The sequence below is a fragment of the Pseudomonas sp. B6001 genome (assembly GCF_013386015.1).
GTDB lineage: Bacteria > Pseudomonadota > Gammaproteobacteria > Pseudomonadales > Pseudomonadaceae > Aquipseudomonas.
The window spans coordinates 189,317-205,326 of sequence record NZ_JACAOX010000011.1 but is presented as its reverse complement, the minus strand read 5'-3'; the positions used below and the strand labels follow the sequence as shown (position 1 = coordinate 205,326).

The window sequence follows — 16,010 nt, the reverse complement described above, 5'->3', positions numbered from 1 at the left end:
GGATGCCGATTTAGCCGCGCCGGGCCATGGATGGCCCGTCGCGGCGGCCCGCGGAACCGGGCCGGAGTGCGGGCATGCCGAGCCTAGGCGAGGCACCGAGTGGTGGGGCAAAGACCTTTTGGTTACTTTTGGGGCGTTTGCCAAAAGTGACCCGCTGTAAGAGCGGAACCATAAGCGGCCGTTACCGCAGCAACGGATATGTACACGGTCCATTACAACCAACTCAAACCCCACACAACGAACGCAACAACCCGGTATCCAGGTGCCGCTCTACCAAGTCCGCCAACCGCTCAATATCCCGCTCCCGCAACCCGTGATAATCCACCGATTGCACATCCTCCAACCCCGCCCACCGCAACAACGCACTACACGCAGCCGGCGTCTCAAACACCCCATGCAGATAGGTCCCGAGAACCTGCCCATCCTCACTCTGAGCCCCATCCAGGCGCCCATCGTCCAACTGCACCGCAGCCCGCACCAAGCCAGCGCCACTGGTTACACCCGCGTGGATCTCATACCCACTCACCTCGGTATCCTCCAGTAACAACCGCCCCCGCACGTTACGCAGCTGCTTCTCCTCCTCCAGGGTCGTACTGAACGCCAACAACCCCAGCCCAGCGCTAGAACCACAAGGCCCTTCCAAACCCAGCGGGTCATGCACCTGCTCCCCGAGCATCTGCAACCCACCACAAATCCCCAGCACCTTCCCGCCATAACGCAGGTGCCGCGCCACGGCCGTGTCCCACCCATTGGCCCGCAAATACGCCAAATCACTGCGCACACTCTTCGAGCCCGGCAAAATAATCAGGTCCGCCGCAGGAATCGCCTGCCCCGGCCCCACAAACTGCAAATCCACCTGCGGGTGCAAGCGCAACGGATCAAAATCCGTGTGATTACTGATCCGCGGCAACACCGGCACCACCACCTTGAGCACCTGCGCCGCCTTGTCGATCTGGCGCTGGTCGATGCCGTCCTCGGCCTCCAGGTGCAAGTCCATCACATACGGCAACACCCCCACCACCGGCTTGCCCGTGCGCGCTTCCAGCCAATCCAGCCCCGGCTGCAATAGCGCGATATCGCCGCGAAAGCGATTGATGATGAAGCCTTTGACCCGCGCCTGTTCGGTGGGTGACAACAATTCCAGAGTGCCCACAAGGTGCGCAAACACCCCGCCGCGATTGATGTCGGCAATCAGCAGCACCGGGCAGTCCACCGCTTCGGCAAAGCCCATGTTGGCAATGTCGTTCGCCCGCAGATTGATCTCGGCCGGCGAACCCGCACCCTCGACCATCACCACCGGGTAAGCCGCACTCAACCGCGCATGAGAGGCCAGCACCGCTTGCATCGCGATGGCTTTGTAATCGTGATAAGCCACGGCATTCATGGTGGTCACGGCGCGCCCGTGGATGATCACTTGGGAGCCCGTGTCGCTGTTGGGTTTGAGCAGCACCGGGTTCATGTCGGTATGGGGCGCCAGGTTCGCGGCCTGGGCCTGCACCGCCTGGGCCCGTCCGATCTCGCCACCTTCGGCGGTCACGGCGCTGTTGAGCGCCATGTTCTGCGGCTTGAAGGGCACCACCGGGATGCCCTGGCGCACCAGCCAGCGGCAGAGTGCGGTCACCAGCGTGCTTTTGCCGGCGTCAGAGGTGGTGCCCTGCACCATCAAGGTACTCATGAGGCTTCCTTGTAGGCCTTCAGTGCCTGTTCCAGCCGCAACCAGTCGGCCTCGGTATCCGGCAGGCCGAAACGCAGGCTGCTGTTGTCGACAAACAAGCGCAGCAGAATGCCGCGCTGGGCCATGAATTCATGCAGCTGCTCAGCCCGGTCCGTGATCATCCACTGGAACAACGCGCAGCCGCCCTGGGGCCGCAAGTCGTGGCGTTCAAGCACATCAAACAGGCGCTGGCTGGCCGATTCGCAACGCAGCCGCTGTTGCGCATGGCCGGCGGTATCGCGCAGGCATACTTGCCCAAGCACCCGCGTCGGCCCGCTGACGGCCCACGGCCCCACCTGTTCGGCGAGCAGCTTGAGCAGCTTGCGCTCGGCCAGCACGAACCCCAGCCGCACTCCGGCCAGGCCGAAGAATTTGCCGAACGAGCGCAGCACGATCAGGCCGACTTGATGGGCCTGGCCCGCCAGGCTCAGTTGCGGGGTGATGTCCATGAAGGCTTCATCCACCACCAGCCAGCCGCCGCGTTGGGCCAGGCGAGCATGCCAGTCCAGCAGGCGTTGCGGCGTCAGGCTCAGGCCGGTGGGGTTGTTGGGGTTGACCACCACCAGCACGTCGAGGCTGTCGAGGAAGAAGTCGACTTCCTGCTCCAGCACTTCGCGCACGATGTAGCCGGCGCGACGCCAGGCTTCTGCGTGTTCGGCGTAACACGGCGACAGCACACCGACCTTGCCGGCCCGGCGCAGGCGCGGCAATAACTGGATCGCGGCCTGGGAGCCGGCCACCGGCAATACGTGGGGCGTGCCGTAATATTCACAGGCAGCCTGCTCCAGGCCGTCGTCGTTTTCAGGCAGGCGCGCCCAGGCCCGCAGCGGGATTTCCGGAATCGGAAACGGCCATGGCGCCAGGCCGCTGGACAGGTCCAGCCAGTCTGCTTCTGGAATGCCGTACTGCATCGCCGCCTTGCGCAAGCGGCCACCGTGCTCAAGCATAAAACTCAGCCCCCACACACAGGATCAGCAACCACAGCCACACGCCGCGTTGCACCAGTTGCCAGCCACGCTCGATGGAATCCGCATCCGCCGGCGGGCCTTCGCCCAGTGGCGGGCGCTGGTGCAGCTCACCGTGATAAATCGCTGCACCGCCCAACTCCACGCCAAGGGCACCGGCACCCGCAGCCATCACCGGGCCGGCGTTGGGGCTGTCCCAGGTCGGGCCCTGGGTGCGCCAGCATTTGAGAGCCAGGCGGGTTTTGCCCAGCAGCGCGTAGGTCAACGCCACCAGGCGCGCCGGAATGTAGTTGAGCACGTCATCGATCTTTGCTGCGGCCCAGCCGAAACGCTCAAAGCGTTCATTGCGATAGCCCCACATGGCATCCAGGGTGTTGCTCAGGCGATAGAGCACCACGCCGGGCACGCCAGCGACCACAAACCAGAACAAGGCGGCAAATACCGCGTCGCTGCCGTTTTCCAGCACCGATTCGGTGGCTGCACGGGCGACTTCGGTGCGATCCAGCTCGCTGGTCTGGCGGCTCACCAGATAGCTGACACGCTTGCGGGCCTCGTCCAGATCATCACTGCGTAACGCTTGCGCCACCGGCAGCACGTGTTCGCCGAGGCTGCGCATGCCGAGGGCGCAATACAGCGCGAGGATTTCCAGGACCCAACCGATGTAAGGCGCCCACGAGAGGGCCGTGGCCAGCAGGGTCAGCGGCACCACCGCAATCACCCAGGCGGTAACGCCATGGCTGCGCCAGCCACGGCCGCCGGAGTTGAAACGCTGCTCGATACGCCCGGCAAAATTGCCGAACGCCACCAGCGGATGCCAGCGCCTGGGCTCGCCCAGCAGCGCATCCAGCGCCACGGCAGCGACACTCAGCAAGGCCACACTCATTGACTCACTCCCCAAACATTCTCGTACAACATGTCACTCAGCGGCCGTGGTTCGGTCCAGCCTTCGAGCTGCAACATCGGTGCCGGGTAGAACTCGGCCACCGGGCCCAGGCACAACACGGCCAACGGCTTGGCACCGGGCGGCAGGCCCAGCAGATCGGCCAGGGCCTGGGGCTCGAACAGCGAGACCCAGCCCATGCCCAGCCCTTCGACACGAGCCGCCAGCCATAGATTCTGAATCGCACAGGACAACGATGCCATGTCCATTTCCGGCAAGGTGCGGCGCCCGAAGATATGCCGCTCGCGGTCGTCCATCAAGGCAGCCACCAGCACTTCGGCGCAGTCGTTGATGCCTTCGACCTTGAGCTTCATGAACTGGTCGGAGCGCTCGCCGAGAGCCTCGGCGGTGCGTACGCGTTCTTCTTCCACTAGCTGCTGGATCTGGCCGCGCAGGTTGCGGTCGCTGATGCGGATAAAACGCCAGGGCTGCATCAAGCCGACGCTCGGCGCCTGGTGCGCGGCTTGCAGCAGGCGATGGAGCAATTGCGGCGCCACGCTGCCACCGCTGAAGTGCCGCATGTCGCGGCGTTCGGCAATAGCGCGGTAGACGGCTTCGCGGTCGGCTTCCGGAAAGGCGTTGTCAGTCATGGCCTCTTCGCGAGCAAGCCCGCTCCCACATTGGATTGCGTTTCAACTCGGTCAAGTGTGGGAGCTGGCTTGCCTGCGATGGCGGTCTCAAGGCTTGGCGCAAACAAGGCAGCCACCGCCATCGGGTTGGACGGGAAGTAAAAGTGCACGTAGGACGCCGTCATCCGGCCCTGACGATAAACCGCCTCGGCACCGCGCCCGCCATTCGGGCTCAGGCCCCGGGCAATCGGCTGCCACTCGGTGCTGGTCAGCGAGTGATGGTAGGTGTGACCGCGCAAGAGGCCTTCGGGCAGTTCGACGTTTTGCAGGGCCAGTGCCGCCAGACGCTTTTGCATCACGGCGTCGCCCTGGAGCAGGCCGACCAGTTCGGCACGGGTGCCGTCGACATCGGTGAGTGAGTCCAGCAGATAGAGCATGCCGCCGCATTCGGCCAGCAGTGGCTTGCCAGCAGCGTGGTGGGCGCGGATGGCGTCGAGCATCGCGGTATTTTCCGACAGCGCCTGGTGATGCAATTCCGGATAACCGCCGGGCAGGTAGAGGCTGTCAGCTTCGGGCAATGCGCGGTCACGAATCGGCGAGAAGAAGCGCAGCTCGGCGCCCATCGCTCGCAACAGGTCGAGGCTGGCGCCGTAGGTAAACGCGAAGGCTTCGTCGCGGGCCACGGCGATGCGCACGCCGGCCAGCAACGGTTGGGCCTCGATTACCTCGGGCGCAGCGAATTCCACCGGCGGTGGCAGCGCTACCTCACAGCTGCTGCCCAGGGCCTGGGCGGCGGCGTCGAGGCGCAGGTCGAGGTCGTTCAATTCGCTGGCCTGCACCAGGCCAAGGTGGCGGCTGGGCAATTCGATCCCGGTTTCCCGGGACAGTGCGCCGTACCAGCGCAGGCCTTCGGTGAGGCTGCCCTCAAGCAGTTGCGCATGGCGCAATGTGCCGACGCGGTTGGCCAGCACGCCGGCAAACGGCAGGTCCGCCTGGTAACGCGCCAGGCCCAATGCCAGGGCACCGAAGGTCTGGGCCATGGCCGTGCCATCGATGACCGCCAGTACCGGCACGCCAAAATGCCGCGCCAGGTCGGCGCTGGACGGCGTGCCGTCGAACAGGCCCATCACGCCTTCGATCAGGATCAGGTCGGCTTCCCCCGCCGCTTCCCACAGCAATCGGCGACTTTCCTGCTCGCCGACCATCCACATGTCCAATTGATAGACCGGCGCACCACTGGCGCGCTCGTGGATCATCGGGTCGAGAAAGTCCGGGCCGCATTTGAACACTCGCACCTTGCGCCCCAGGTTGCGGTGCAAACGGGCGAGCGCGGCGGTGACGGTGGTTTTGCCCTGGCCGGACGCCGGTGCGGCGATCAGCACAGCAGGACAGTGACGGGGCTGATTCAAAGTTCGATGCCTTTCTGCGCCTTGATACCCGCCTGGAACGCATGCTTGAGCATGCCCATTTCAGTTACGGTGTCGGCCATTTCGATCAATTCGGGTTTCGCGCCACGGCCGGTAACCAGCACGTGTTGCATCGGCGGGCGGGCCTGCAGGTCGCTGAGTACCTGGTCCAGGTCGAGGTAGCCGTGCTTGAGGGCGATGTTCAGTTCATCCAGCACCACCAGGCCGATGGCCGGGTTCTGCAGCATTTCCCGGGAGACCGCCCAGGCGGCTTCGGCGGCCACGATGTCGCGGGCGCGGTCCTGGGTTTCCCAGGTAAAACCTTCGCCCATCACGTGGAAGCGCACCTGCTCGGGGAAACGGCGGAAGAACAGTTCTTCGCCAGTGCTGTTGCGGCCCTTGATGAACTGCACCACGCCACACTGCATGCCGTGGCCCATGGCCCGGGCGAGCATGCCAAAGGCCGAGCTGCTCTTGCCTTTGCCATTGCCGGTAAGCACCAGCAGCAACCCGCACTCGTTCGGTGAATTGGCAATGCGCTCGTCAATCACGGCTTTTTTGCGCAGCATGCGCGCCAGGTGGCGTTCGTCACGATCGGGGGATTCAGTCATGGCAGCTCTCCGTTGGGGCTGGACAAAAACGGCGGGCAGGAAAAAGACACATACAGACAGCCAAGCATCGCCCACCGTGATGCTGTTGGATGGATCAGGCCGGTCTCCGGGCTCATGAGTGGCATTGGATGCCGAAGGTGCGCCTTCCCATATCGCGGGCGATACAGTGGCTTAAGGCACCGTCTTGACTCATTTACCGTTGCGGGGGCAGCGCCGGGATCGTGGCAGCACTGTAGAAAAATGCGCTCACTCACCGGCTTCCCTGTTTCACTCAGTCGGCGCGTACGCCACAGAGCACCTGAAACAAGCCGCGAAGGTTAGTGGGTTGGGGGTGGAGCGTCAATTAAAGCCGGACATGCGCGTGAACCATCGGGCCGCTGCGCGCCTCTACCGCTACAGGTATTAAGGAGAAAACCATGCACAAGACCCGACTTGCCCTACTGATCATGCTCGCCGGCACCCTCGCCGCCTGCGGCGAAAGCTCTACCCTGCAAGTGTCCGACGGCACCGGGCCCTCGCCCAAACTGCCGGAACCGAATAAAACCCTGATCCCCACGGTGAATATCGCCCCAGCCATCGGCTGGCCCGAAGACACCAAGCCAACGGCGGCGGCAGGCACTCAAGTAGCGGCGTTTGCCGAAGGCCTGGACCATCCGCGCTGGCTGTATGTGCTGCCCAATGGCGATGTGCTGGTGGCAGAAACCAATGCGCCACCCAAGCCGGACGATTCCAAGGGTATTCGTGGCTGGGTGATGGAGAAAGTCATGGGCCGCGCCGGGGCCGCCGTGCCGAGCCCCAACCGCATCACCCTGCTGCGGGACGCCGACCACGACGGCATAGCCGAAACCCGCACGGTGTTCCTGGAGAACCTGAACTCGCCGTTCGGCATGACACTGGTGGGCAGCGACCTGTATGTGGCCGATTCGGACAAGCTGCTGCGCTTCCCCTATCAGCCAGGCGAAACCTCGATCAAGGAAGCCGGCACCACGGTGACCGACTTGCCGGGCGGCAGCATCAACCATCACTGGACCAAGAACGTGGTCGCCAGCCAGGACGGCAGCAAGTTGTACGTCAGCGTGGGCTCCAACAGCAACGTCGCGGAAAACGGCCTGGAAGCCGAACAAGGCCGCGCCGCGATCTGGGAAGTGGACCGTGCTACCGGCCAGCACCGCATCTTCGCCTCCGGCCTGCGCAACCCCAACGGCATGGCTTGGGAACCGCAAAGCGGCAAGCTGTGGACGGCGGTCAATGAGCGCGATGAAATCGGCAGCGACCTGGTGCCGGACTACATCACCTCGGTCAAGGATGGCGCGTTCTATGGCTGGCCCTTCAGTTATTACGGCCAGCACGTGGATGTGCGGGTGAGTCCGCAGAACCCTGAACTGGTAGCCAAGGCGATTGCCCCGGACTACGCGGTAGGCCCGCACACAGCCTCCTTGGGACTAACCTTTGCCGACGGCAGCAAGCTACCGGCGCAATTCAGCAATGGCGCGTTTATCGGCCAGCATGGTTCGTGGAACCGCAAGCCCCACAGTGGCTACAAGGTGATCTTCGTGCCGTTTGAAGGCGGCAAACCCAAAGGCCAGCCGGTGGATGTGCTGACCGGGTTCCTCAATAGCGATGAGAAAGCCATGGGCCGCCCGGTCGGCGTGGTGATCGACAAGCAGGGGGATTTGCTGGTGGCGGATGACGTGGGGAACAAGGTGTGGCGAGTGTCGGCGGCTAAATAGTCAGCTTCGCAAACACCGCAAAACAAATGTGGGAGCGGGCTTGCTCGCGAATGCAGTGTGTCAGTCAGCTTGTTGTCGACTGATCCACCGCATTCGCGAGCAAGCCCGCTCCCACATTTGGTTTCGTGTTTTCCTAGGGGTTTCGTGCCAGGTGCTCGGCTGGCAACACACGCTTGGCGCTCAGGTAGGCGTTTTGCCAATAGGCTTTGGACAGCGTGTCCAGCTTCACCGTACCGCCGGTTTGCGGCGCATGCACAAAGCGCCCTTCTCCCACGTAGATCCCGGCGTGGCTGACCTGCGAGCCGCCACCGGTGGCGAAGAAAATCAGGTCGCCGGTCTGCAGGTTGTTTTCGCTCACGTCCTGGGCGCGCATCACGATCAGCTCGCGGGTGGTACGTGGCAAGGAGATGCCCGCCGCGTCACGGTAGACGAAACCGATCAAGCCACTGCAATCAAACCCCGAGTCCGGCGTGTTGCCGCCCCAACGATAAGGCGTGCCGACCAGGCCCAGCGCACGAAAAAGCACGTCTTCGGCCGCAGGCGAGAAACTTTGGGTGGCATAGGTGTTGAACACCGGCTTGGGCTTGACGGCCACGGGAGCAGGCGGAGGACGACTTGCGCAGGCGCTGAGCAGCGCGGCGCAAACGAGAAGAATTAGGCGGGCCGAGGTCGACATGGGCAGAACAATCCTGATCTGGATGCGGCTTTCGCTGCCGAACGTTGAAAAACAGAACGCGCAAGCAAAGCTCGCGCGATCAATTTACAACAATGTCCAGGGATTCTAGCGCTTACACGTCAAACTTCAAGTATCACTTTAACTTTACTTGCTGGCGGTAACGGTAGTCGGGGCCATCGCCAGGGCGCGCTTGGCTTCGATGAAGGTTTTGCTCCAGTAGCTGTCACCCAGGTTGTCGACTCGCACACCACCGCTGCGGCGGCTGCTGGAGTGGATAAACTGGTTGTCGCCCAGGTAGATACCGGCGTGGCTGACACGACCACGGCCAGCCGTACTAAAGAAAAGCAGATCACCGGGCTTGAGGTTGTTCCGCGCGACCAACGGTGCATCCACGTTGATCATTTCGCGGGTGGAACGCGGCAGGTTCATGCCGGCTTCCTCGCGGAACAGGTAGCCGATGAAACCGCTGCAGTCGAAACCGGCTTCAGAGGTACCGCCGAAACGGTAACGGGTACCGATCAGGGACATGCCGCGTTCGAGAATGCTGTCGGCCAGAACGGGAAGCTGGTAAGGCTTGGCGCCGGCGAAGTCGGCGAGTTCTTTTTCAGTTGCGATCTCTTCCTGATAAACAGTGGAAGACTGCGACGCAACGAATTTTGCCTGGGACTGCTGTACTGGTTTTTGCTGCTCAGCCACGTTTTGAGTGTGGGTGGCGCAACCAAACAACAGGGTAACGAGTGCGAGAGGCACGAGGGGTGCGAAGCGATTTAGCATGGGCACGACCGTGGCTGATGTGTAAAGAAGCCGAGACTATGCCTTCTATCACATCGATTTGCAAATTCAATCGTGATCTATGTGACTTCTTGTTTGGACTATGACATCTAAGCCCTTAACACCCTATGCCAGCCATTTGCGTGGCCAAAACGGCCCAAACGCAGGTTTTCTGGCGCCTGTAATTTGCCGAAAACCCCGGTTTTAAAGGGCTGGCTACCAGCCCAGGGTTTCTTTGAGGAAGGGAATAGTCAGCTTGCGCTGGGCTTGCAAGGAAGCCTGGTCGAGCTGTTCGAGCAAGTCGAACAGTGCGCTCATGCTGCGTGTACCGCGGGTGAGAATAAAATGCCCGACTTCATCGGTCAGGTGCAACCCGCGGCGCGAAGCACGCAGTTGCAGGGCCCGCAGTTTGTCTTCGTCGGACAACGGGCGCATCTGGAAAATCAGCGCCAGGGTCAGCCGCGACTTCAAGTCCGCCAGCTTCACCGGCAGCTCACGTGGCGAGGTGGAGGCGGCAATCAACAAGCGCCGCCCGCTGTCACGCAAGCGGTTGAACAGATGGAACAGTGCCTCTTCCCAATCTGCCCGCCCCGCCACTGCCTGCAAATCGTCCAGGCAGACCAGTTCGTATTGTTCGAGGTTGTCGAGGATCTCGATACCGCGGTCCAGCAGCTCCGCCAGCGGCAGGTACACCGCCGGTTCACCCATCTGTTCGAAGCGCAGGCAAGCGGCCTGTAACAAGTGGGTACGCCCCACGCCGTGCTTGCCCCAGAGGTAGATCAAGCTTTCGGTCCACCCGGCGTCGGCTTCGCAGAGCCGCTCGACATAGCCGAGTGCAGCGGCATTGGCGCCTGGGTAGTAATTGATAAAGGTGGCGTCGTCACGCAGACGCACACCTAGGGGCAGCTGAATCGGTTTCATGCTGACTGAACGGTTCCAATCGAACCGTTAGTGACCTCTGTGTAAAGTTTGCAAAGTTTATACCCGTGACGCCGGGCGCACAATGCAGCAGACCACAAGCAAAATCAAAGGTTTGCGTTAACTTGTTGGATTTGGTGAGGAATGTTTGACGCAATGGCGAAACGCCAGAGCCGATAAATGACAAACCCGGCCTTGAGCCGGGTTTGTGATGCTGCGGTTATAACTCCGGTTCGTCGGTTCCGGCGTACATGTCCGAGTCCTTGTACAAGTCGTGCACATGGCGCACCAGCACCATGATCACCGCCGCCACCGGCAGCGCCAGCAGGATGCCGGTAAAGCCGAACAGCTCGCCGCCCGCCAGGATCGCAAAGATCACCGCCACCGGATGCAGGCCGATCCGGTCGCCCACCAGCAACGGCGTCAGCACCATGCCTTCCAGGGCCTGGCCGACCATGAACACCGCGACGATCCCGAGCATCGGGTACAGGTCGCCGTGGAACTGGAACAACCCGGCCACCAGCGCCGCACCGATACCAATCACGAAGCCCATATAAGGCACGATGGCTGCCAGGCCGGCGATCAGGCCGATCAACAGCCCCAGTTCCAGGCCGATCGCCATCAACCCCGCCGCGTAGATGATCCCCAGCGCCAGCATCACCAGCAACTGGCCACGGACGAAGGCGCCGAGCACCTCATGACACTCCTCGGCCAGGGAGACAATGCGCTCCTCACGGTCGCGCGGCAGCAGGCCGCGGATCTTGGCCATCATGATGTCCCAGTCCCGCAGCAGGTAGAACGCCACGACCGGGATCAGCACCAGGTTGGTCAGCCAGCCAATCAGCGCCAGGCTCGACGCCGTCGCCTGGCTCAGCACCACGCCGACAATGTCGGTGGTCTGGCCCATGTGCTCGCTGATGGCCGCCTTGACCTTGTCGAACTTCCAGAAGCCGTCTGCCAACCCCAGCTTGGCCTGCGCCCACGGCATGGCCGTGTGTTGCAGCCAGTCGAGCATCTGCGGCGCCAGCTCATAGAGCTTGAACAACTGCTTGGCCAACATCGGCACCAGCACCAGGACCAGCGCCGTGATGATCAAGGTGAACAACGCAAACACCGCCACCACGCCCCAGGTACGTGACAGGCCGATCTTTTCCAGGCGATCCACCACCGGATCGAACAGGTAGGCCAGCAGTAACGCGACCAGGAACGGCGTCAGGATCGAATGCAGCAGGAACACAAAAACGCACAGCAGGACAATCCCGCCAAGCCACACCCAACGACGCGTATCCGCCATAAACCACTCCCTCTGTTATTTGCTTCCTGCTTCTATATAAGAAGGAAGAACACTTACCAATGAAAACGTAGCTGCGGCGTCGGCTCGACCGGTGCCGGTTGCGCGCCTTCTACCACCGGCTGCGGAGCCGGAGCTTCACCTGCCGGGATTTCCTGCAACTTGGCCAGGCTCAACTGGGTGCGCAGCTGCTCGGCGCTGCCATTCACCCGATAAACGATGCGAGTGCCGTCCACGCGCACCGGCTGGGCACCGAACGGTTCCAGCAGATGGCCGAGGGCGGCGTAATGCTCGAGATTCATGCCCTGCACTTCCAGCAACTGATCACTGGTGGCAGCGCCTGCCTTGACCGCAAAGCGTGGTGCCAGGCGTTCGCTGACGGCCAGCAGCACGGCGTCAGCCAATGCGGCAGTATCAGTGCCGGTGGCGGTGCCCTGCTCGCTTTTATCCCCCAGCCACAGGCGCCATTTGGCCGACCATTGGCCGCCATCTTCGCGAGCATGCACCGCCAGCAAGGCATCGGCCCCATAACGCTCGGACGCGGCGCGCAGCGGTGTGGCGTCAGGGCTTTCAAGATTCGGGGCGGTGGCGACGATCTGTTCGTCCAGGTCACCCAATGGCAGACGCAGCGGCAAACCACGGTGCTGGGCCGCGCGGCGCAGCGGCTGGGCGACAGCCTGGCCATCACCGACCAGGCTGCTGCCTTCCACGGAGTCGTTCAGCCACCAACCGAGGATCGATGGCCGATTGCTGCCCCACAGCGCCAGGCCCGCGCCACGCAACGCGCGGTCGGTGCTGACCGGGTCGAAATCCACCTGCAGGCTTTCCGGCGGGCCGGCGTCGTAGCCATACTGACTGATGATTTGTTGCGGGTCTTTGCGGATCGCCGCCAGGCCCGGGCCATCGGCGGCCTTGGCGTCGCCGGTCAGGCGGATCACCAGGGTTTGCAGGGCACGCTGGGTCGCCTGGTCGCGCTCCTGGGGAGACTGACTGCTGACCGGCTCCAGCACTTGATAGAGACCATTGAGGGTTTCGGCATGACTCGCCAGGCTGACCAACGACAAGCAGCCCACAAAAAAATATTTACTCAGACCCATGAAAGAAGATTCCCGAACGGCAAATAAGCGGTTGGAACAGACCGCGTGAACACTGTTGAGCAAGGCTGTGACCACAGCGACCGGCAAAACATTCACAGGGTCTCGGCAAGTTTTTGTACTGTCATAACGATAGCGAGTTAAAGGCTATACCTTAATAGGGCCTGTGACCGACTCGATTAGCGATTTTTTTAACAGCTATTGCCCCTGCCCGTCGGCCCGAGGATGGCCGCTGCCCCTCAAGCCTGATAAAATCGCGCGCCTTCGCAGACCGTCAATGGCAGGCCGTGCTGAAACTTCAGGTTTCGGTACACCCGCCGCATTCGGTCGTTACCCCTGAATCCCCCCTAAAGGCCTGGATCATGAGCAAGCAACCCTCCCTGAGCTACAAGGACGCCGGTGTAGACATCGACGCCGGTGAAGCATTGGTCGAACGCATCAAGAGCGTCGCCAAGCGCACTGCGCGCCCCGAAGTCATGGGCGGCCTGGGCGGTTTTGGCGCCCTCTGCGAGATCCCGGCCGGCTACAAGCAGCCTGTATTGGTCTCCGGCACCGACGGTGTGGGCACCAAGCTGCGCCTGGCACTGAACCTGAACAAGCACGACAGCATCGGCATCGACCTGGTTGCCATGTGCGTGAACGACCTGGTGGTGTGCGGCGCCGAGCCGCTGTTCTTCCTTGACTACTATGCCACCGGCAAGCTCAACGTCGAGACCGCTACCCAGGTGGTCACCGGCATTGGCGCTGGCTGCGAACTGTCCGGCTGCTCCCTGGTCGGCGGCGAAACCGCTGAAATGCCAGGCATGTACGAAGGCGAAGACTACGACCTGGCCGGTTTCTGCGTCGGCGTTGTCGAAAAATCCGAAATCATCGACGGTTCCAAGGTGGCTGCCGGTGACGCCCTGCTGGCCCTACCATCGTCCGGCCCGCACTCCAACGGCTACTCGCTGATCCGCAAGATCATCGAAGTGTCCGGCGCCGACATCGAAACCATCCAGCTCGACGGCAAGCCCTTGACCGACCTGCTGATGGCCCCGACCCGCATCTACGTGAAGCCGTTGCTCAAGCTGATCAAGGACACCGGCGCGGTCAAGGCCATGGCCCACATCACCGGTGGCGGCCTGCTGGACAACATCCCGCGCGTACTGCCTGAAGGCGCCCAGGCGATTGTCGACGTGGCCAGCTGGCAGCGCCCGGCAGTCTTCGACTGGCTGCAAGAGAAAGGCAACGTCAACGAAACCGAGATGCACCGCGTGCTGAACTGCGGCGTGGGCATGGTCATCTGCGTGGCTCAAGAGCACGTTGAAAGCGCGCTGAACGTATTGCGTGAAGCCGGCGAACAGCCTTGGGTCATCGGCCAGATCGCTACCGCCCCTGAAGGCGCGGCTCAGGTTGAACTGAAGAACCTTAAGGCGCACTGATGCCTGCAACCTGTGATGTCGTGGTGCTGCTCTCCGGCACCGGCAGTAACTTGCAGGCCCTGATCGACAGCACGCGCGCCGGCGACAGCCCGGTGCGCATCGCTGCGGTGATTTCCAACCGCAGCGACGCCTACGGCCTGCAACGCGCCAGGGACGCAGGTATCGACACCCGCTCCCTGGATCACAAGGCTTTCGAAGGCCGCGAGGCCTTCGACAGCGCCTTGATCGAACTGATCGACGCCTTCAACCCCAAACTCGTGGTACTGGCCGGCTTCATGCGCATTCTCAGCGCTGACTTCGTGCGTCACTACAACGGGCGTCTGCTGAATATCCACCCGTCCCTGCTGCCAAAATACAAAGGGTTACACACCCACCAGCGTGCCCTGGAGGCCGGCGACACCGAGCACGGCTGCAGCGTGCACTTTGTCACCGAGGAACTCGATGGCGGGCCTCTGGTCGTACAGGCAGTAGTTCCGGTAGAGTCTGCGGACTCTGCGCAGACGCTTGCGCAACGGGTTCACGCCCAGGAACACAGGATTTACCCGCTGGCTGTTCGCTGGTTCGCTGAGGGACGGTTGATTCTTGGCGACCACGGTGCATTATTGGACGGTCAGTTACTTGCGGCCAGCGGCCACTTGATTCGAACCTAGGAGACTTTATGCGTCGCGCCCTGCTCTTCGCTTTTGCGCTGTTCGCCTTGCCTGCCGTGCAAGCGGCAGACCTTCACCCTTTCTCCGCCAGCTACACCGCCGACTGGAAACAGTTGCCCATGAGTGGTTCGGCAGAACGCAGCCTAACCAAGAATGACAACGGCAGCTGGACCTTGAATTTCAAGGCTTCCATGATGATCGCCAGCCTGACTGAAACCAGCGTGATCCGCTTCGACAAAGACGCCCTGCAACCGGTGAGCTACACCTTCGAACGCGGTGGCCTGGGCAAGACGAAGAAGATCAACCTCGACTTCGATCAGACGGCCAAGAAAGTCACCGGCTTTGAAAACAAGGACCCGGTCAACGTGGCCCTTCAAAGCGGCATGCTCGACAAGTCGACCTACCAGCTGGCATTGCAGCGCGATGTGGCAGCAGGCAAGAAAAGCATGAGCTACAACGTCGTCGAAGGCACTGATGTCGATACCTACGACTTCCGCGTGATCGGCCCGGAAAAGGTCCAGACCAAAGCCGGCTCCATCGATGCGATCAAGGTCGAGCGCGTGCGTGACCCGACTCAAAGCAAGCGCATTACCCAAATGTGGTTTGCCAAGGACTGGGGCGGCATCCTGGTTGCCCTGCGCCAGGTCGAGACTGACGGCAAGGAATACAACATCATGCTGCAAGACGGTACCGTTGACGGCAAGGCTGTCAAAGGCAGCTGATCCTCTGCGCAATGAAAGAGCCTCGCGTACGCGGGGCTTTTTTTCGCCTGTCGCCTGACGCCAACATGAAACTTTTGTCATAAAACTCAGCGCCCTGCGACGCAATGTCGCGGTTTCCGTGGGCTCGCGGGATTACTCCAGTTTCTGTAAAGGTGTGTTGCAATTCCTGGTTATTTACTTAGCAAGCTAACAAATCATATAACAAAGGCCTGCGACGCCTTGCCGCAGATCAACCAGAGATTGGAGCAAGCAGATGACTGTAAAAGTAACTGAACGCGACGATGAACATATGTCCCATGAAGCAGTAGCCCACGGGATTCACATCTGGGATGTACACCAGCAAGACCTGCTGGTCGGCATGTTTCACGACGAGGCCGAAGCTCATAATTATAAAAACGAGCTCGAGACCCTTGAGATGAAACGCCAGGCGCAAAGCTCCTGAAACTCTGAAATCCTGTAGATAACCAGCCCCACGCAGCTGGAGTGTCTATAAACACAAACCCCGCCTTTTGAGCGGGGTTTGTGTTTTGGG

At 61.9% G+C, this 16,010-nt stretch carries 16 protein-coding genes and 1 riboswitch; of the genes, 5 read left to right on the top strand and 11 right to left on the bottom strand.

Annotated elements, in window-relative coordinates:
- Positions 1-223 precede the first annotated feature (223 nt).
- From HX821_RS13905 to cobO, 6 genes are read right to left on the bottom strand one after another with little or no spacing between them, the layout of a single operon-like run.
- Positions 224-1,675, bottom strand: a complete 1,452-nt coding sequence (locus HX821_RS13905; RefSeq protein ID WP_177035910.1) for a cobyric acid synthase — start codon at positions 1,673-1,675, stop codon at positions 224-226.
- Positions 1,672-2,661 (bottom strand): threonine-phosphate decarboxylase CobD, encoded by a 990-nt coding sequence (gene cobD, locus HX821_RS13900; protein WP_003210755.1) that lies wholly within the window; start codon positions 2,659-2,661, stop codon positions 1,672-1,674. The genes HX821_RS13905 and cobD overlap by 4 nt, the downstream gene beginning before the upstream one ends.
- Complete coding sequence (gene cbiB, locus HX821_RS13895) at positions 2,654-3,562, bottom strand: adenosylcobinamide-phosphate synthase CbiB (protein ID WP_087694822.1); 909 nt, start codon at positions 3,560-3,562, stop codon at positions 2,654-2,656. The genes cobD and cbiB overlap by 8 nt, the downstream gene beginning before the upstream one ends.
- On the bottom strand, positions 3,559-4,209 hold the full coding sequence (gene bluB, locus HX821_RS13890; protein WP_003210753.1) for a 5,6-dimethylbenzimidazole synthase: 651 nt from the start codon (positions 4,207-4,209) through the stop codon (positions 3,559-3,561). The genes cbiB and bluB overlap by 4 nt, the downstream gene beginning before the upstream one ends.
- Positions 4,206-5,597 (bottom strand): cobyrinate a,c-diamide synthase, encoded by a 1,392-nt coding sequence (locus HX821_RS13885; RefSeq protein ID WP_043225537.1) that lies wholly within the window; start codon positions 5,595-5,597, stop codon positions 4,206-4,208. Before HX821_RS13885 ends, bluB begins: the two co-directional genes overlap by 4 nt.
- The gene (gene cobO, locus HX821_RS13880; protein ID WP_003210751.1) at positions 5,594-6,205 is read right to left on the bottom strand and encodes a cob(I)yrinic acid a,c-diamide adenosyltransferase; all 612 of its coding nucleotides are present in this window, start codon (positions 6,203-6,205) and stop codon (positions 5,594-5,596) included. Before cobO ends, HX821_RS13885 begins: the two co-directional genes overlap by 4 nt.
- A 79-nt stretch (positions 6,206-6,284) precedes the next feature.
- Positions 6,285-6,522: riboswitch (cobalamin riboswitch) on the bottom strand.
- A gap of 99 nt (positions 6,523-6,621) precedes the next feature.
- Here cobO and HX821_RS13875 point away from each other — a divergent pair.
- Entirely contained in the window at positions 6,622-7,935 is a 1,314-nt protein-coding gene (locus tag HX821_RS13875) for a sorbosone dehydrogenase family protein (RefSeq protein ID WP_177035909.1), read from the top strand.
- Positions 7,936-8,068: 133 nt separating this feature from the next.
- On the opposite strand, the gene HX821_RS13870 is transcribed toward HX821_RS13875, so the two are convergent.
- From HX821_RS13870 to HX821_RS13850, 5 genes are all read right to left on the bottom strand, one after another.
- Complete coding sequence (locus HX821_RS13870) at positions 8,069-8,611, bottom strand: C40 family peptidase (protein WP_003210749.1); 543 nt, start codon at positions 8,609-8,611, stop codon at positions 8,069-8,071.
- A 144-nt stretch (positions 8,612-8,755) separates the two neighbouring features.
- The gene (locus tag HX821_RS13865; protein ID WP_003210748.1) at positions 8,756-9,385 is read right to left on the bottom strand and encodes a C40 family peptidase; all 630 of its coding nucleotides are present in this window, start codon (positions 9,383-9,385) and stop codon (positions 8,756-8,758) included.
- 213 nt (positions 9,386-9,598) lie between these two features.
- Positions 9,599-10,303 (bottom strand): DnaA regulatory inactivator Hda, encoded by a 705-nt coding sequence (hda, locus tag HX821_RS13860; protein WP_003210747.1) that lies wholly within the window; start codon positions 10,301-10,303, stop codon positions 9,599-9,601.
- Between the two features lie 217 nt (positions 10,304-10,520).
- Positions 10,521-11,594, bottom strand: a complete 1,074-nt coding sequence (locus tag HX821_RS13855) for an AI-2E family transporter (RefSeq protein WP_003210746.1) — start codon at positions 11,592-11,594, stop codon at positions 10,521-10,523.
- A gap of 53 nt (positions 11,595-11,647) precedes the next feature.
- On the bottom strand, positions 11,648-12,688 hold the full coding sequence (locus tag HX821_RS13850; RefSeq protein ID WP_003210745.1) for a DUF2066 domain-containing protein: 1,041 nt from the start codon (positions 12,686-12,688) through the stop codon (positions 11,648-11,650).
- Positions 12,689-13,047: 359 nt separating this feature from the next.
- Here HX821_RS13850 and purM point away from each other — a divergent pair, with 359 nt between their 5' ends.
- The 4 genes from purM (at position 13,048) to HX821_RS13830 (ending at position 15,920) form a co-directional block, all read left to right on the top strand.
- Positions 13,048-14,106: a phosphoribosylformylglycinamidine cyclo-ligase gene (gene purM / locus HX821_RS13845; protein ID WP_003210744.1), complete on the top strand. Its 1,059-nt coding sequence runs from the start codon at positions 13,048-13,050 to the stop codon at positions 14,104-14,106.
- Positions 14,106-14,756: a phosphoribosylglycinamide formyltransferase gene (purN, locus tag HX821_RS13840; protein ID WP_087694819.1), complete on the top strand. Its 651-nt coding sequence runs from the start codon at positions 14,106-14,108 to the stop codon at positions 14,754-14,756. Before purM ends, purN begins: the two co-directional genes overlap by 1 nt.
- Before the next feature lie 8 nt (positions 14,757-14,764).
- Positions 14,765-15,478, top strand: a complete 714-nt coding sequence (locus tag HX821_RS13835; protein ID WP_003210742.1) for a DUF3108 domain-containing protein — start codon at positions 14,765-14,767, stop codon at positions 15,476-15,478.
- A 253-nt stretch (positions 15,479-15,731) separates the two neighbouring features.
- Positions 15,732-15,920: a hypothetical protein gene (locus HX821_RS13830; protein ID WP_003210741.1), complete on the top strand. Its 189-nt coding sequence runs from the start codon at positions 15,732-15,734 to the stop codon at positions 15,918-15,920.
- Positions 15,921-16,010: the final 90 nt, after the last annotated feature.

Bases quoted from the DNA above. Each gene is read 5' to 3' on its own strand.
- HX821_RS13835 (WP_003210742.1), top strand. From the start codon at position 14,765: ATGCGTCGCGCCCTGCTCTTCGCTTTTGCGCTGTTCGCCTTGCCTGCC.
- HX821_RS13855 (WP_003210746.1), bottom strand. From the start codon at position 11,594: ATGGCGGATACGCGTCGTTGGGTGTGGCTTGGCGGGATTGTCCTGCTG.
- hda (WP_003210747.1), bottom strand. From the start codon at position 10,303: ATGAAACCGATTCAGCTGCCCCTAGGTGTGCGTCTGCGTGACGACGCC.
- HX821_RS13905 (WP_177035910.1), bottom strand. From the start codon at position 1,675: ATGAGTACCTTGATGGTGCAGGGCACCACCTCTGACGCCGGCAAAAGC.
- purM (WP_003210744.1), top strand. From the start codon at position 13,048: ATGAGCAAGCAACCCTCCCTGAGCTACAAGGACGCCGGTGTAGACATC.
- HX821_RS13865 (WP_003210748.1), bottom strand. From the start codon at position 9,385: ATGCTAAATCGCTTCGCACCCCTCGTGCCTCTCGCACTCGTTACCCTG.
- HX821_RS13870 (WP_003210749.1), bottom strand. From the start codon at position 8,611: ATGTCGACCTCGGCCCGCCTAATTCTTCTCGTTTGCGCCGCGCTGCTC.
- HX821_RS13875 (WP_177035909.1), top strand. From the start codon at position 6,622: ATGCACAAGACCCGACTTGCCCTACTGATCATGCTCGCCGGCACCCTC.
- cbiB (WP_087694822.1), bottom strand. From the start codon at position 3,562: ATGAGTGTGGCCTTGCTGAGTGTCGCTGCCGTGGCGCTGGATGCGCTG.
- HX821_RS13830 (WP_003210741.1), top strand. From the start codon at position 15,732: ATGACTGTAAAAGTAACTGAACGCGACGATGAACATATGTCCCATGAA.
- cobO (WP_003210751.1), bottom strand. From the start codon at position 6,205: ATGACTGAATCCCCCGATCGTGACGAACGCCACCTGGCGCGCATGCTG.
- bluB (WP_003210753.1), bottom strand. From the start codon at position 4,209: ATGACTGACAACGCCTTTCCGGAAGCCGACCGCGAAGCCGTCTACCGC.
- purN (WP_087694819.1), top strand. From the start codon at position 14,106: ATGCCTGCAACCTGTGATGTCGTGGTGCTGCTCTCCGGCACCGGCAGT.
- HX821_RS13850 (WP_003210745.1), bottom strand. From the start codon at position 12,688: ATGGGTCTGAGTAAATATTTTTTTGTGGGCTGCTTGTCGTTGGTCAGC.
- cobD (WP_003210755.1), bottom strand. From the start codon at position 2,661: ATGCTTGAGCACGGTGGCCGCTTGCGCAAGGCGGCGATGCAGTACGGC.